This window comes from Pelagerythrobacter aerophilus (assembly GCF_003581645.1).
In the GTDB taxonomy this organism is placed as follows: Bacteria; Pseudomonadota; Alphaproteobacteria; order Sphingomonadales; family Sphingomonadaceae; genus Pelagerythrobacter; species Pelagerythrobacter aerophilus.
In genome coordinates this window covers 16,446-29,495 of sequence record NZ_QXFK01000016.1, presented here as the reverse complement: position 1 = coordinate 29,495, position 13,050 = coordinate 16,446, and the positions used below count along the sequence as shown (strand labels likewise).

The 13,050-nt window shown below is 64.7% G+C and carries 15 protein-coding genes; 7 read left to right on the top strand and 8 right to left on the bottom strand.

Annotated elements, in window-relative coordinates:
* Window positions 1-14: 14 nt before the first annotated feature.
* Entirely contained in the window at window positions 15-2,036 is a 2,022-nt protein-coding gene (locus tag D2V04_RS08440) for a TonB-dependent receptor plug domain-containing protein (protein WP_119513032.1), read from the bottom strand.
* On the opposite strand from D2V04_RS08440, the gene D2V04_RS08435 reads away from it, so the two are divergent.
* The 4 genes from D2V04_RS08435 (at window position 2,035) to D2V04_RS08420 (ending at window position 3,784) form a co-directional block, all read left to right on the top strand.
* Window positions 2,035-2,304 (top strand): hypothetical protein, encoded by a 270-nt coding sequence (locus D2V04_RS08435; RefSeq protein ID WP_119513030.1) that lies wholly within the window; start codon window positions 2,035-2,037, stop codon window positions 2,302-2,304. The two genes, D2V04_RS08440 and D2V04_RS08435, sit on opposite strands and share 2 nt — an antisense overlap.
* A gap of 71 nt (window positions 2,305-2,375) precedes the next feature.
* Complete coding sequence (locus D2V04_RS08430) at window positions 2,376-2,678, top strand: type II toxin-antitoxin system TacA family antitoxin (protein WP_119513028.1); 303 nt, start codon at window positions 2,376-2,378, stop codon at window positions 2,676-2,678.
* Between the two features lie 3 nt (window positions 2,679-2,681).
* Complete coding sequence (locus D2V04_RS08425) at window positions 2,682-3,191, top strand: GNAT family N-acetyltransferase (protein ID WP_119513026.1); 510 nt, start codon at window positions 2,682-2,684, stop codon at window positions 3,189-3,191.
* A 107-nt stretch (window positions 3,192-3,298) separates the two neighbouring features.
* A complete protein-coding gene (locus D2V04_RS08420; protein ID WP_228766333.1) occupies window positions 3,299-3,784 on the top strand; it encodes a thermonuclease family protein in 486 nt (161 codons plus the stop codon).
* Between the two features lie 116 nt (window positions 3,785-3,900).
* On the opposite strand, the gene D2V04_RS08415 is transcribed toward D2V04_RS08420, so the two are convergent.
* The 7 genes from D2V04_RS08415 to D2V04_RS08385 form a co-directional block, all read right to left on the bottom strand.
* Window positions 3,901-4,896 (bottom strand): aldo/keto reductase, encoded by a 996-nt coding sequence (locus tag D2V04_RS08415; RefSeq protein WP_119513024.1) that lies wholly within the window; start codon window positions 4,894-4,896, stop codon window positions 3,901-3,903.
* Complete coding sequence (locus tag D2V04_RS08410) at window positions 4,893-5,852, bottom strand: Gfo/Idh/MocA family oxidoreductase (protein WP_119513022.1); 960 nt, start codon at window positions 5,850-5,852, stop codon at window positions 4,893-4,895. Before D2V04_RS08410 ends, D2V04_RS08415 begins: the two co-directional genes overlap by 4 nt.
* A gap of 42 nt (window positions 5,853-5,894) precedes the next feature.
* Window positions 5,895-6,800 carry a class III extradiol dioxygenase subunit beta gene (locus tag D2V04_RS08405; RefSeq protein WP_119513020.1) on the bottom strand — a complete coding sequence of 302 codons (906 nt, stop codon included), beginning with the start codon at window positions 6,798-6,800 and terminating at the stop codon, window positions 5,895-5,897.
* On the bottom strand, window positions 6,800-7,201 hold the full coding sequence (ligA, locus tag D2V04_RS08400; protein WP_119513018.1) for a protocatechuate 4,5-dioxygenase subunit alpha: 402 nt from the start codon (window positions 7,199-7,201) through the stop codon (window positions 6,800-6,802). Before ligA ends, D2V04_RS08405 begins: the two co-directional genes overlap by 1 nt.
* Window positions 7,198-8,217 carry an amidohydrolase family protein gene (locus tag D2V04_RS08395; protein ID WP_119513016.1) on the bottom strand — a complete coding sequence of 340 codons (1,020 nt, stop codon included), beginning with the start codon at window positions 8,215-8,217 and terminating at the stop codon, window positions 7,198-7,200. The genes ligA and D2V04_RS08395 overlap by 4 nt, the downstream gene beginning before the upstream one ends.
* Before the next feature lie 19 nt (window positions 8,218-8,236).
* The gene (locus tag D2V04_RS08390) at window positions 8,237-9,055 is read right to left on the bottom strand and encodes an NAD(P)-dependent oxidoreductase (RefSeq protein ID WP_119513565.1); all 819 of its coding nucleotides are present in this window, start codon (window positions 9,053-9,055) and stop codon (window positions 8,237-8,239) included.
* A 99-nt stretch (window positions 9,056-9,154) separates the two neighbouring features.
* A complete protein-coding gene (locus D2V04_RS08385; protein ID WP_119513014.1) occupies window positions 9,155-10,300 on the bottom strand; it encodes a LysR family transcriptional regulator in 1,146 nt (381 codons plus the stop codon).
* A gap of 112 nt (window positions 10,301-10,412) precedes the next feature.
* Here D2V04_RS08385 and ligK point away from each other — a divergent pair, with 112 nt between their 5' ends.
* Genes ligK through D2V04_RS08370 form a run of 3 tightly spaced genes read left to right on the top strand, consistent with a single transcriptional unit; the run spans window position 10,413 to window position 13,048 of the window.
* Window positions 10,413-11,087 carry a 4-carboxy-4-hydroxy-2-oxoadipate aldolase/oxaloacetate decarboxylase gene (ligK, locus tag D2V04_RS08380; RefSeq protein ID WP_119513564.1) on the top strand — a complete coding sequence of 225 codons (675 nt, stop codon included), beginning with the start codon at window positions 10,413-10,415 and terminating at the stop codon, window positions 11,085-11,087.
* Window positions 11,080-12,150, top strand: coding sequence for a 4-oxalomesaconate tautomerase (locus D2V04_RS08375; protein ID WP_228766332.1), 1,071 nt, complete (start codon window positions 11,080-11,082; stop codon window positions 12,148-12,150). The genes ligK and D2V04_RS08375 overlap by 8 nt, the downstream gene beginning before the upstream one ends.
* Entirely contained in the window at window positions 12,143-13,048 is a 906-nt protein-coding gene (locus D2V04_RS08370; protein WP_119513010.1) for an amidohydrolase family protein, read from the top strand. The genes D2V04_RS08375 and D2V04_RS08370 overlap by 8 nt, the downstream gene beginning before the upstream one ends.
* Window positions 13,049-13,050: the final 2 nt, after the last annotated feature.

The window sequence follows — 13,050 nt, the reverse complement described above, 5'->3', positions numbered from 1 at the left end:
CGGCACCGGCGGGGTCAGTAGCCGAAGCGGAGCCCCGCCCACACGGTGCGCGGCGCGCCCAGATCGATCGACCCGCCGTCGTTGCGGGTCACCACCTTCTCGTCGGTCAGGTTCTCGCCGCGCAGGACCAGCGACAGCCGCTCCGTCAGCGGCATCTGGGCGTAGGCGCCCAGCGTGGTCGCCGCAGGAAGCACGTCGGTTTCCCGATCGTCCTCGAACTGCGCGCCGATATGCCGGATCGAGGCGGAGAGCAGCCAGCCGGGCGAAGGCGTCCACGTAAGCGAAGCGCCGGCGGCCCAGCGCGGGGTCTGCGCCGGGCGGTTGCCGTCGAGATCGGCCGAGGAGCTACCATCCTCCACTTCCGCATCGGTCCACGCGAGCGTACCGTCGAAGCGCAAGGCGCCGCGCGTAACCGACAGACCGCCCTCGATGCCGCGTGAGGCGATCGCGGGCAGGTTCTGCCGCTGGCGCAAGTCGGGCGCGAGCGTGACATTGGCGATCGCACCCTTCACCTTGTTGTCGAACGCTGTGACGGCGAGCGCGACACCCTCGGCCGGGGTCAGGTCGAAGCCCGCCTCGAAACCCTCGAGCCGCTCGTTCTCGAGCGCGGCGTTGGCTTGGGTGACCACGGGGAACACGACAAAGGGACGGTAGAGTTCGTTCAGCGTCGGCTGACGCAAACCGCTATAGGCCGCAGCCCGCAGGTGCAGCGCGTCGCTCAGCCCATAAGTAGCGCCGGCCCGCCAGCCCAGCGTCCAGTCCGCACGACCGGGAGGGATCGTCTCCTCGACCGGCGCACCATTCGCGTCGACCGCCCGATAGAATCCGTCCGCCACCGTCGTCCGGTCGGCGCGCAGGCCGCCGGTGAGAACGAGATTGCCGAGCATCCAGTCGTCTTCGAGGAACACGCCGAAGTCGGTGTTCGTGCCCCCCGCGCGGCGGCGCTCGGTCAGCGCGCCGGACATGGCGCTGTAGGCCTCTTCCTGCAGTTCGCCCGAGGCGCGGCGGTAGTCGACGCCCAGCCGCAGAACGTGATCGTCGCCTACCGGCGGCCGCAGCTCGAGCTTGCCGCCGAGCCCGGTCGACGGCGTGTTGCGCTGGTCGAGCACGCGGGTGAACTGCGAAGAACTGATCACGGTGTTGGAAAAATTGCGCGCCTGGACATAGGCGAGCGCCTCGAACTGCCAGTCGCCCCGGCCGACCACTCGCAGGCTCGCGTCCTGACCCTCGCTCGATGAATCGGCGCCTTCGAAGCGCAGCGTGCGGTCGTCGCGGAACACCAGACCGCGCGCTTGCAGTTCGATCGTCTCGCCCAGGGGCGCGACCCCGCGCAGCCCGACCGACCAGCTATCGAACGCCGCACGCGCGGTCGCCGGCACGCGGTCCTCCGCGGGGGTGGTGAAAAAGCCTTTGCCGCGGTCCCACCGTCCATCGACGACGACGAAGCCGGCGCCGAGGTCTTCGGCCAGGCCCAGGCTCGCCTCGGTCCCGCCGCGGTCGTTGGCGAGCAGCGAGGCGGATAGCGGTCCGAGCGCCCACGGATCGGCACTCTCGAGCTCGATCCGGCCGGCCAGCGCGCCGGCGCCGAACGGCCCCGAGCCACCGCCGCGCGTCACCCGGACCGATCCCAGGCGCTCGGGCACGATGGCGCTCAGCGGGATATAGCCGAAGAACGGATCGGCCATCGGCACGCCGTCGAGCAGGACCAGCGCGCGGCTCGTCGCGTTGCCGCCGAGCGCCCGCAGCGTCACGCCCTGTGCGCTGGGGTTCGATGACCGGCTGTCGGAGCGGCGAAACTGCTGGAAGCCCGCGACCGCGCCCAGCACATCCTCGATTCGGCCGGAGGGCGCGCTGACGATCTGCTCGCGCCCGATCGCGATCGTGTCGTAAGCCGGGGCCGCCGGCGTCTCGTCGAGCCCCCGGCCCAGCACGACGATCTCCCCGGCCTTGGACTCCTCGGCGGTCTCCTGCGCCAACAGCGGCGCGGCAAGTGCGAGGGACGGCGAGGCGAGAATCGCAAGGCGGGAGGGCAGCATGCGTGCCGCCCTAGCCAATCCCGCGGTGGCAGTCAGGTTCAATCTGTCATACGCTAAAGCCATCGCGCCCGAGCGCTGGCGCGGCAAGGGGCGCTTCGTCGTTGGCGATACGACATCCGAAGCACCAACCTGGGAGAAGCTCATGGCAGAGGAAGCGCGGCTCGCGAGTTCGAAGGACGAACCGACCAGCGGTGTGGTGCTGGTGACCGGCGCAAGCGGCTTCATCGGATCGGCTGTCATCGAACGGCTTGGCGAGAGCTACACGTAAGACGTCGCGATGTTCGAGTGCGTATTGTAAAATGCGCTACAGAAGTCTATATCCGTCAACGGAGACAAACCATGCCACGCCAAGCCGAACGCAAGGAACATCCGCTGTCCATGCGGCTTCCGGAAACCGATATAGCCATCATCGATCGGGCGGCCCGGTTGCGCGGACGCTCGCGCACGGACTTTGTGCGCGATGCGGCCGTGCGCGCGGCCGAGGACGTGCTGATGGAAGCGATGCCGATCCGCATGAGCGAAGAAGGCTTCGAGGCCTTCATGGCGGCGGTCTCCGGCCCTGCGGCGCCCGTCCCTGAAATGGTCGAGCTATTCCGCCGCAGCGCGCCCTGGGAGAGCGGCACGGCGGCGTCCAAGGAATAAGCCTTGGCGATTTCCGGCCCGGAGCCCCTGACCCGGCGTCATGACGTATCCGTATTCTCTTGCGGCAAACCCTCGCTCGACCACTGGTTGCAGGTCCGGGCCCTCTCCAATCAGGAAAAAGGGTTCACTGCAGTCATGGTGGTCCACGAAGATGGCCGCGTCATCGGCTATTATGGACTCGCGCCGACCTCGATCGTACCGGCGCAGCTTCCCCGGTCGATCCGCACCGGTCAGCCGCCTGATCCCGTTCCCTGCTTGCTGCTGGGGCAACTCGCCACGGACGAAAGCTGGACTGGCAAGGGCATTGGCACCGGTCTGCTGAAGCATGCGCTGCAACGGTGCGTGACGGCCGCCAGCCTGATCGGTGGCCGCGCATTGGTGGTCAATGCCCTGGACGAGGATGCTGCGGCCTTCTGGAAGCGGCGCGGCTTTATGCCTTCCCGGGACGATCCGCTGGTCCTGTTCCGGTCGATCGCCGACATAGCGGCATCGATCGAAGCAGCATATCTGTAAGGCGGTCCTGGGATGGCCTCGTCAGAACATTTTATCGAGGTTGCAAGCGCCCCACATAGTCGCCGTCCAGCCTCGCCAACCCGCCCTCCGCTGATCCGGAAATTCTGATGCGCAGGAAATGGAGAAATCAGCACGCGCCGATCTCTGGCACGCACCTGAGCAACAAGGCGTTCTGGACCGTCACCGCGATTATGTCGGCGAGCGTCTTTGGCGCGATCTTCCTCTGGGACGGCTCACCATCCGCTGCAACGCCGGACGATCCGGACGCCTTCTCCTGCTCTGCGCCCTATATCCATGACGGAGATAATATCCGCTGCAAGGAGATCGGCCGCGGAAGATTGTACGGCATCGATGCTCCGGAAATGCCGGGCGCCTGCCGGCCCGGCCGACGTTGTACACCCGGTGACCCCATCGCCAGCCGCGATCATCTTCGCAGCCTCGTCGCCTCTGGGAATGTCCGCTGCCGAAGGATCGAGACCGATCGCTATGAGCGCGCGATTCTGCAATGCTGGGCCAACGGGATCGATCTGGCCTGCGCACAAGTGAAAGCCGGCCATGCTGTCGAGCGCTATGGAAATCTCAGGTGCTCGTAGCCCGCTTGGGCGAATATTTCTGCGATCTCCTTTGCCGAAACGCTCTCGCGTAATTTATGCGCGACTAGAGACGGTGTGGCTGGTCCCGCCCGAAATCGTCCGAGAGCGCTCAAGAATCAGGAGGTATGGAAATCCTCGGTATCGATGGTTTCGCGTATAACCTCGGGATAGCGGTGTCCCGATACGGTCCGTTGGTTCACGATTTCGCCTGCTCGCGCCAGCACGTCGACGCTGACCTGGACGTCCGCCGCCGCTAAGTTTTCAGCCAGATGCACTGTATTGGTCGTGCCCGGGATAGCATGGAGATGATCGCCGCGCGACAGAACCCACGCAAGCGACAATTGCGCGGCCGTGACACCCGCTTCGTCGGCGAGCCTGCCATAGGCACGTATCAGCTCCATATTGCGCCGCCAGTTTTCCTTGCTGAAGCGAGGATGAGTGGCGCGTAAGTCCATTTCTTCCAGCACCAGCGGATCCCCCAGTGCGCCTGCCAACGCCCCGCGCGCGACGGGCGAGAACGCAACCAGCGCGATGCCGAGTTCGCGGGTCGCGTCGAGCACGCCCAGCTCGACATTGCGGGTCCACGGCGAATATTCGGTCTGCACCGCCGCCATCGGATATGCGGCATGGGCCTCACGAATGTGCGCGGCGCTCCATTCCGACACGCCATAGGCGCCGATCTTGCCTGCGGCGATCGCCTCCGCCAGCGCGCCGACGCTGTCGGCGATCGGCACCTTGGGATCGAACCGGTGCATGTAGAACAGGTCGATGCGATCGGTGTTCAGCCGCTTCAGGCTCGCGTCGATCGAGGCGGCTAGCGTGTCGGGACTGCAATCGATGCCGCGGCGCGCTCCATCCACAACAATACCGGCCTTGCTGGCGAGCAGGAATTCGTCCCGCCGGTCCATGATGGCCTCCCCCAGGATCTCCTCCGACGCTCCCTTGCCGTAGATGTTGGCAGTATCGAAATGATTGTACCCCAAGTCGAGCGCCCGCCGGAACAGGCGCACCGCCTCACTGCGCGAGGGTGGCGTGCCATAGGCCCAGGCCACATTCATGCAGCCCAGGCCGATGGCATTTGCCTCACGTCCTGCCAGAGCCCGCTTCGTCATGACCAGCCGTCCTGTGCCTCCAGGCTGGCGGCCAATTCACCGATGACGCGGTAGCAATCGAGCACGCCTGCGACGGAGCTGTTCGGCTCTCGGCCCTCGCGGATCGCTCCGACAAACTCACGGTCCTGCAGTTCGATGCCGTTGATCGATACGTCGACACCGGAGACGTCGATCGGCTCCTCGCGCCCGGTGACGAGATCGTCGTAACGCGCGATATAGGTGCCAGTGTCGCCAATATAGCGGAAGAAGGTGCCCAGCGGCCCGTCATTGTTGAACGAGAGCGCGAGGGTGAGGATCTGGCCTTGGTCCGTTTTCATTTGGATCGACATATCCATGGCGATGCCGAGCTCAGCGTGTTTCGGGCCCTGCAGCGCATTGGCAGCGATGACCTTTGCGTCGGTCATATACTGGAAGATGTCGATCGTATGCGCGGAATGATGCCACAACAGGTGGTCGGTCCACGAACGCGGCTCGCCCTTGGCGTTCATGTTCTTGCGGCGGAAGAAGAACGTTTCGACGTCCATGGCCTGGATATTGAACTCGCCCGCGTCGATCCGCTGCTTCACCCACTGGTGGCTGGGGTTGAAGCGGCGGGTGTGGCCCACCATGCAGACAAGGCCTGTCTCCTTCTGCTTCTCGGCGACTGCCTGTGCATCGGCCCAGCTGTCGGCCAGCGGTATCTCGACCTGCACGTGCTTGCCGGCATCCATGCAGGCGATGGCCTGCTGGGCGTGCATTTGGGTGGGGGTGCAAAGGATCACCGCGTCCACGTCAGGCAGGGCCAGCGTCTCGGCAAGGTCGGTGCCCGAATGCGAAGCGCCGTATTTCTCGGCCACTTCGGCGGCCTGTTCCGCCTTGCGCGAGACGACTGAGGCAATTTCCACCCCTTCGATGTTCTTGAGGCCGGCGAGATGCTTTTCACCGAATGCGCCGGCGCCGACGAGCGCGATCTTCATGAGATTACTCCTGGATGGTTCCGGGGAAGGGAAGGGGCAGGTTCAGGCAACAAGCGTCTGGGCTGCCGCGTTGCTTTGCTCGAGCGTGGGACTTGGCGGCACCGAGCCGTCGACCGGCTCCAGCACCAGGTGTCCCAGCGCTGTATTGCTCACAGGAACATGATAGTGGCGATGGAGTGCCCTCGTGCTCCTGCCGAGTGCCCCGCGCATGATCAGCCACATCACCATCTCGATCCCCTCGCTGCCAGTTTCACGCAGATATTCGATGTGGGGGATCTGGCGCAGGTCCTGACTATCGCCGATCAGCCGGTCGAGGAACATATTGTCCCATTCCGTGTTGATCAGCCCGGCGCGCGGGCCCTGCAGCTGGTGGCTCATCCCGCCGGTGCCCCAGACCTGCACCTTCAGGTCCTCGCCAAAACTGCTGACGGCGCGTGCTATCGCCTCGCCCAGCGCCCAGCAGCGATTGCCCGAGGGCGGCGGATAGGTGACCACGTTGACAGCGAGCGGGATCACCTTGACCGGCCATGTGTCGACGTGGCCGTACATCATCGAAAGCGGGACCGTCAGCCCGTGGTCGACTTTCATCTCGTTGATGATGGTCATGTCGAATTCGTCGAGGATCAGCGACTGCGCGATATGCCAGGCGAGATCGGCATGGCCCTCTACCGGCGGCACAGGGCGCGCGCCGAAACCTTCGTCGGCGGGCGGGTAGCTTTCGCCGCAGCCGATGGCAAAGGTAGGGATGATCTTCATGTCGAAGGCCGAAGCATGGTCGTTGTAGACCAGCACGATGACGTCGGGCTTTTCCTCCTTCATAAATTTGCGCGTCCATTCAAACCCTTCGAAGGCAGGGCGGAAATAATCCTCGCCCTCCTTGCCATGGTCGAATGCATATCCCAGCACCGGGATATGACTGCAGGCGATACCGTGGGTGATGCGCGCCATCAGTTTCCATCCCTGATCGACCGAACCCCTTCGGGCGAGCGCCCGCCAGCATTCATCATCGCCTGATAGTCGTCGACGCTCATGCCGGTCATGGTCGACACCGCCTGTACGAAGGAAAGCCCGTCGGAGGAAAACACCTTAGCTAGGAAATAGATGTTGCCGCCAAGGTCGAGCAGGCGATTATAGTCTCGCTCCAGCACGGCCTGCTTCTGTTCGGGGGTGATTGGCCATTCGTCGAGATAGGCGCTTTCGTCCGCATGAAATCGCTTGCGGTTCTGTTCCTTCATCAGGCTCATGGCGAACTGGTTGAGATGGTATCCCTGGCGCGCGCGGGCGGCGGTGTAGACCCGCGTGCCCGGAATATCGTCGAACTCGGCGAGATATTGATGGATGTCGCTCACAGCCCTCTCTCCTTGAGCATCTTGTCGAGACGCGGGAACACCTTCCGCGCATTGCCCTCGAAAATGGCGGCACGCTCTTCATCGGAGATGTCGAGTGCATCGACGTAGCGCTTGGTATCATCGAAATAATGGCCTGTGGTCGGGTCGATCCCGCGCACCGCGCCCACCATCTCACTACCGAACAGGATGTTCTTGCTGTCGATCACGTCGGCGAGCAGGTCGATTCCCGGCTGATGATAGACGCAGGTGTCGAAGAACACGTTGTTCATGATGTACTCGTCGAGGCTGGGCTTGTTCAGCATGTCGGCGAGCCCGCGATAGCGCCCCCAATGATAGGGCACCGCGCCGCCGCCATGTGGAATGATGAACCGCAGCTTAGGGAAGCGACTGAACAGGTCGCCCTGCATCAGCTGCATGAAGGCAACCGTGTCGGCGGCCAGATAGAAGCCGCCGGTCGCATGCATCGCCCGGTTGCAGCTGCCCGAGACGTGGATCATCGCGGGCACGTCCAGTTCCTCCATCACTTCGTACAGGGGGAACCAGTATTCGTCGGTCAGCGGTGGATGATCGAAATGGCCGCCGCCCGGGTCAGGGTTGAGGTTGCAGCCGATGAAGCCCAACTCCTCGACGCAGCGACGCAGTTCGGTGACGCTGGCGGCCAGGTTCGCTCCGGTGCTTTGCGGCAACATGCACACGCCGACGAAGGTCTCGGGAAAAAGTCGGTTCACCCGATGGATCAGGTTGTTGCAGTGCATCGCCCAGGTGGCGCTCACCTCCTGGTTGCCGATGTGATGCGCCATTGCCGATGCGCGCGGGGAGAAGATGGTGAGATCGGCGCCGCGTTCCTTGATGAAGCGCAGCTGATTGTCCTCGATCGTCTGGCGGATCTCGTCATCGCTGATCTTCGGGTAAGGCGGCGGAGCCTTGCCTTCGTGGTAGGCCGTTTTCTGCTGTTCGCGCCACTGGTCGTGCCCCTTGGGCGGGACGGTGTAGTGGCCATGGCAATCGATAATCATTTTTCGCCTCTCTCCCGGTCTAGCGGCTGTAGTCCTCGGGCTTGCACCCGGCCATCTCGTGCTGCCGCCGCACGGTGCCCGCAGTCATCAACGGCTGGATGCCGAGTCCTTCAAGCGTGCGGGCGCTCTCCCGCATCTCGGCCGCGCGGCGCAAACCGTGGGTCATCATGCGTTCGAGGTTGTAGGCGGCGCGCTCGGACCAGCTGATCGCCTTCTCGCTGGCGTCGAGCGAGGCAAGCACCTCGTCGGTCACCCCTGCACGTTCGGCCGCGATCATCATTTCGGCAGTCAGCGCCTCGATCCCCTTCACCATGATCGAGCGGATCATCTTGATGGAGGAGGCGCGCCCGATCTCGTCCCCCACGATGCGAAGATCGGCAAAGCCCGCATCCCTCAGCGCCGCATGGGCATCTTGCGCCGCGGTCCCGGCGATCAGCAGCGGGACGCGCAGACGCGCAGGATCGACCGGCGCCAGCACGGCGACGTCGACATAGCGTCCGGCGCCTTCGTTCACCGCCTCTGCCGCGGCCCGCTTGGTGTCGGGCGCGACCGAGTTCATGTCGCAGAACAACGCGCCCGGAGCGAGCAGCGACGCCGCGTCGCGGGCCGCCTGCAACGCCCCGTCGGCGGTGACCAGCGAGAGCACCAGACGCGCGTCCTTCAGCGCCTCAGCGACACTGGCGCAGGGCCTGACGCCATCCGCCTCCATCGCCGTGCGGCGCACGCTCGCCACGTCGAAGGCGCAGGCCTCGTCTTCCCAGCCCGCCGCATTGGCGAAGGTTCGCCCGGCCTCGCCATAGCCGATAAGGGCGATCGATGATGAAGCCTGTCCGCTCATGCCCCATCCCTGATCGCGCCGCCGATCCACCGCCAATGGAAAGGTGGCAATCCTGATAAGCTGACGCTAATCCTCGCTTCCGGCCATCCGTCCTTCAGGTCAGTTTGCCGCCACCTGGCGCAGGACCTCGATAAAGGTATCTTGCACGCTGGTCGGGCGCCAGCCCAGGCGCCGGGTGATGCCGATGGTGCGGTACATGCCCTTCACCGGATCGGCGATCCGGGTGAGCAGCCCGGCCTCCAGTTCGACTGCGAGCTGATGCGGCGAGAGGACCGTCAGCCTGTCGCTGTGCAGTAGCATCTGGCGGATCATCATCACCGAACCCGTCTCGATCGGCACGACCGGCGGGGCAAGGCCAACATCGACGAAGCATGCGTCCCAGGCATTGCGCAGCGGCGTGCCCGCCGGGGGCATCACGAATTCGCACGCGGACAGCGTGGCCAGTGCTGGTGCGCTCCCGGCCAGCGGATGGTCGCTGCGTCCGATCACCACCGGGCGGTCGGTGAACAGCGCTTCCTGCGACAGATCGGGTTCGGGCAGCGGATCGCGCAAGGCACCGAGGGTGAAGTCGATCACGCCGTCGCGCAGTGGCTCGACCAGTTCGGCCCGCGATCCTTCCACGATGGAGATCTGCACCTGCGGATGATCGCGAGCGAAACGGACCACAGCCTCAGGCAAAACCCGTGCCCGCGAAAGTGGCATCGCGCCGATGGCGATGACCCGCGTCTCGCGGCCCTTCAGCGCCTCGATCTCGGAGAGGCCGGCAACCAGCTCCGCGCGCGCCAGGCGAAAGGCGCGCACCATGCGCATGCCAGCATCGGTAAAGCCAAGCGCCCGGCCCCGTCGCTCCACCAGCCGGCGCCGCGTCGCGAGTGCGAGATCACCCACGGCGCGGTGCAGAGAGGGGACCGACAGTCCGGTTGCGCGAGCTGCACCGGTATAGCTTCCCGCATCGGCAAGCGCGAGCAGCGCGCGCATGCGCGCCATGGTGACATGTGGGCTGACGATCTGCGCCATCGCCGCCTCCACCCGCGGGGCGAGCAGCAGGGCAGGCTCAGTCGGGCTCATGCCGTCGGAGCGCCGCTCAAAGAGGGCGACGCTCAGTTGCCGCTCCAGCCGGGCCAGCGCCTGGGTAATCGCCGGCTGCGTGAGGTTCACCGCGCCTGCGGCGGCATTGATCGTGCCGAGTGACGCGATCTGCGCCATGGCACGCAGGTGCCGCAAGTTGAGTTCCCAAATGTCCACGATCGCTGTTTTAGCGAGAACTAATAGCCATGCCAGTATTTCCGCTTTTCCAATGCGATTTCCCCCAGCCAAAGGAAGCCTGAAGGAAATGGGGCCCAAAAGGAGCTTTGCCGTGGTAGGAGTCGTCGTCCGGAACATCGAACGCGCCTCGCGCGAAATTATCGACGGGTTGGCGGCCTGCGGCGTCGCCACTGTGCACGAGGCGCAGGGGCGCACCGGCCTCCTCGCGAGCTACATGCGTCCGATCTATGTCGGCGCGCGCATCGCCGGCAGCGCCGTCACCATCAGCGCGCCTCCAGGTGACAACTGGATGGTGCATGTCGCGATCGAGCAGTTGCAGGAAAGCGACATCCTGCTGCTCGCCCCCACCTCCCCCTGCGAAGACGGCTATTTCGGCGACCTTCTCGCCACTAGCGCGCAGGCTCGGGGGTGTCGCGGCCTGGTCATCGACGCAGGCGTGCGCGACGTGAAGAATCTGACAGAGATGAACTTCCCCGTCTGGTCCAAGGCGATCTATGCGCAAGGTACGGTGAAGAACACGCTGGGCAGCGTCAATGTGCCGGTCGTGTGCGCCAATTGCGCGGTCAATCCGGGCGACGTGATCGTCGCGGACGACGACGGCGTCGTCTGCGTGCCACGCGAAACGGCCGGCGAGGTTTTGGAAAAGGCCCGGGCCCGCGAAGCCATGGAAGACGAGAAGTGCCAGACGCTGGCTTCGGGTGTGCTCGGCCTCGACATGTACAAGATGCGCGAGCGGCTGGAGAAGGAGGGTCTCAGATATGTCTGAGGTCCTCACCCGGGCACGGGTGATGTGGATGCGCGGCGGAACCTCGAAAGGGGGCTATTTTCTCGCCGGGGACCTGCCTGCGGATACGGCTGCGCGCGATTCCTTCCTTCTGCGCGTTATGGGCAGCCCCGATCCGCGTCAGATCGACGGCCTGGGCGGTGGCGATCCTCTGACCAGCAAGGTCGCCGTGGTCAGACCGTCCGAGCGCGACGGCATCGATGTCGATTACCTGTTCCTGCAGGTCTTTGTCGATCGGGCGCTGGTGTCCGACCAGCAGAATTGCGGCAACATCCTCGCGGGCGTCGGGCCGTTCGCGATCGAGCGGAGGCTGGTGGAGCCAACCGGAGATGAGACGCGGGTGTCGATCTACATGGAAAACACCGGGCAGGTTGCGGTGGAAACCGTGCAGACGCCGGGTGGATCGGTCAAATACGCAGGCGATGCCACCATCGATGGCGTGCCCGGCACTCACGCCCCGATCCCGGTGGAATTTCGCAACACCGCCGGGTCGTCCTGCGGGACGCTGCTGCCCACCGGCAATCCGGTCGATATGATCCACGGCGTGTCCTGCACGCTGATCGATAATGGCATGCCCTGCATCGTCTTCAAGGCTGCGGACGTGGGCGCCACCGGCTACGAAACGCGAGAGGAAATGGAGAGCGAGGGCTTCGCCTCCATCCGTGAGAAGATCGAGGCGATCCGTCTTGCTGCCGGGCCGATGATGAATCTCGGCGCCGTGGCCGAAAAGTCGGTCCCCAAGATGACGCTGGTTGCCCCGCCCCGCAGCGGCGGTGCGGTCACGACACGAGTATTCATCCCGCACCGCGCCCATGCCAGTATCGGCGTCCTAGGCGCGGTAACCGCAGCGACCGCCTGCCTCCTCCCCGGCTCGCCCGCCGCCCAGGTGGCGGAGATCCCCCAGGGCCGACGCAAGACGCTGAGCATCGAGCATCCAAGTGGTGAAATGAGCTGCGTACTGGAATGTGACGAAACCGGCGCGGTGATCTCCAGCGCGCTGCTCCGAACCGCACGCAAACTGATGGATGGCACCGTCTATGGCTGATCGAATCTTATCCTGGCACCCTGCCCCGTCGAAGCCCACGTTCACTCCGCCGCCGGGCGCTGTCGATGCCCATTGCCACGTTTTCGGCCCGATGGCGAAATTCCCTTTCAGTGCCAAGACAAAGTACCTGCCTGAAGACGCGGGCCCCGACATGCTGTTCGCACTGCGCGACCGGCTCGGCTTTTCCCGTAACGTGGTCGTGCAGGCCAGTTGCCATGGAACCGACAATGCCGCGATGCTGGATGCGATCGCTAGGTCCCATGGCCCAGACGGAAAGGCACGGGCGCGCGGCGTAGCGGTGGTCGATCCCGACATCTCAGACTCAGAGTTGATCGCGCTGCATGAAGCGGGCATTCGCGGTATCCGCTTCAATTTCCTCAAGCGCCTTGTCGATGACGCACCGAAGGACAAGTTTCTTAAGGTTGCCGCGCGCCTGCCCGAAGGCTGGCATGTGGTCATCTATTTCGAGGCCGACATCCTGGAAGAAATGCGCCCGTTCATCGCGTCCATCCCGGTGCCGGTGGTGATCGATCACATGGGCCGCCCCGATGTGACGCAGGGCCCCAACAGCGCGGACGTTAAGGCCTTCCGCTCGCTTCTCGACAGCCGCGTGGACATCTGGTTCAAGGCCACCTGCCCCGAGCGGCTCGACGCCAAGAAGGAGGGCGGCATGGGCGATCCATGGAACAATTTCGCCGTCGCGGTCGCGCCGCTCGTGGCCGACTATCCCGATCGCGTGATCTGGGGCACCGACTGGCCGCACCCCAACATGCAGGACGAGATCGCAGACGACGGCCATATCGTCGATATGATCCCGCGCATCGCACCCAGCGCTGAACTGCAGCAGAAACTGCTCGTTACCAATCCCATGCGCCTCTACTGGCCCGAGGAACTCTGATC

Coding starts and splice junctions, on each gene's coding strand:
- D2V04_RS08415 (WP_119513024.1), bottom strand. CDS start 4,896: ATGACGAAGCGGGCTCTGGCAGGACGTGAGGCAAATGCCATCGGCCTG.
- D2V04_RS08410 (WP_119513022.1), bottom strand. CDS start 5,852: ATGAAGATCGCGCTCGTCGGCGCCGGCGCATTCGGTGAAAAGCATCTC.
- D2V04_RS08440 (WP_119513032.1), bottom strand. CDS start 2,036: ATGCTGCCCTCCCGCCTTGCGATTCTCGCCTCGCCGTCCCTCGCACTT.
- D2V04_RS08395 (WP_119513016.1), bottom strand. CDS start 8,217: ATGATTATCGATTGCCATGGCCACTACACCGTCCCGCCCAAGGGGCAC.
- D2V04_RS08375 (WP_228766332.1), top strand. CDS start 11,080: ATGTCTGAGGTCCTCACCCGGGCACGGGTGATGTGGATGCGCGGCGGA.
- D2V04_RS08390 (WP_119513565.1), bottom strand. CDS start 9,055: ATGAGCGGACAGGCTTCATCATCGATCGCCCTTATCGGCTATGGCGAG.
- D2V04_RS08430 (WP_119513028.1), top strand. CDS start 2,376: ATGCCACGCCAAGCCGAACGCAAGGAACATCCGCTGTCCATGCGGCTT.
- D2V04_RS08435 (WP_119513030.1), top strand. CDS start 2,035: ATGCGTGCCGCCCTAGCCAATCCCGCGGTGGCAGTCAGGTTCAATCTG.
- D2V04_RS08405 (WP_119513020.1), bottom strand. CDS start 6,800: ATGGCGCGCATCACCCACGGTATCGCCTGCAGTCATATCCCGGTGCTG.
- D2V04_RS08420 (WP_228766333.1), top strand. CDS start 3,299: ATGCGCAGGAAATGGAGAAATCAGCACGCGCCGATCTCTGGCACGCAC.
- D2V04_RS08370 (WP_119513010.1), top strand. CDS start 12,143: ATGGCTGATCGAATCTTATCCTGGCACCCTGCCCCGTCGAAGCCCACG.